Consider the following 1,049-nt stretch of genomic DNA (forward strand, 5'->3'; position numbering starts at 1 on the left):
AGATCGCCCTGTCGGCCTCGCAGTGCTCCCGCCGTCGCGTTCGGCTGGAGGCTGACGGTTTCATTCGCGGCTATCAGGCGATGTTGGATCGGGAGAAGCTGGGGCTCGACCTCCTCGTGGTCATCTCCGTGACGCTGGCTACCCACAACCGCGACAATGCCCAGCGCTTCGCCCGTCTGGTCAACGACCTGCCCGAAGTGCTGGAGGCCTATTCGTTGACCGGCGAGATGGACTATCACCTGAAGGTCGTGGTGCGCGGGCTCTCCGACCTGTCGCGCTTCGTCAACGAGGTGCTGTTGCCGCATGACGCCGTGCAGCACGTCAAGACATCGATCGTGCTGACCACGCTCAAGCAGTTCGGGGCGCTGCCGATCGGCTGATATCAGCGCCTCTTGCGAGGTCCCGCCAGTAGCGCCTGCTCGACATCCGCCAACCCCGCTTCGATGCTCTCAATCGCGCCGTGGCCAAGCGTTTGCTCAAGGCTCGCCTGATAGCTGCGGGCAAGTGCTGCAATCTCTCGGTAGCTCTTCTGGCCCAGCGCAGTCAGCTCTAGATGCTCGACCCGCCGGTCGGCATCGTCCTCCGTGCGTTTCAGCCAGCGGCGCTGTTCGAGCGCACGCACGGCGCGGCTGACCTTGGTCTTGTGCATGTTGGAATGTACCCCGACCTCGGTCGCCGTCATTTTTCCAACGCTGCCAAGGGCAGCCAGCGTGCGCCACTCTGGCCGCGTGATCTGGTAGCGCTGTTTGTATTCGCGTGCGAAGCTCAGGCTGATCAGCTCGGCTGCGCGGTTGAGCCGATAGGGCAGGAAGCTCTCGAGATCGAAGGGCGCGGGCATCGAACAGCCTTTGATAGTTACAAAAYCGACGGTTACAATTGCAACCAATTCGACGATCTCATGTGCTCACGGGAGGTGCAAGCCATGCTGGACAAAACCGAAAAGCAGGTGGCCGCTGCCACCGATGTGAAATACATGCCCGGCTTCGGCAACGACTTCGAGACCGAGGCGCTGCCTGGCGCTCTGCCGCAGGGTCAGAACAGCCCGCAAA

3 protein-coding genes are annotated in these 1,049 nt (G+C 62.2%); 2 read left to right on the forward strand and 1 reads right to left on the reverse strand.

From position 1 onward, the window contains the following. A partial coding sequence (locus AC1DUU_RS32735; RefSeq protein ID WP_476787439.1) for an Lrp/AsnC family transcriptional regulator occupies positions 1-380 on the forward strand: 380 nt, incomplete at its 5' end. A gap of 2 nt (positions 381-382) precedes the next feature. Here AC1DUU_RS32735 and AC1DUU_RS32740 read toward each other — a convergent pair. Continuing rightward, positions 383-838, reverse strand: coding sequence for a MarR family winged helix-turn-helix transcriptional regulator (locus AC1DUU_RS32740; protein WP_476787440.1), 456 nt, complete (start codon positions 836-838; stop codon positions 383-385). A gap of 84 nt (positions 839-922) precedes the next feature. Here AC1DUU_RS32740 and AC1DUU_RS32745 point away from each other — a divergent pair. Beyond that, a partial coding sequence (locus AC1DUU_RS32745; RefSeq protein WP_476787441.1) for a homogentisate 1,2-dioxygenase occupies positions 923-1,049 on the forward strand: 127 nt, incomplete at its 3' end.

Source organism: Aminobacter sp. P4_H6_2 (genome assembly GCF_056400805.1).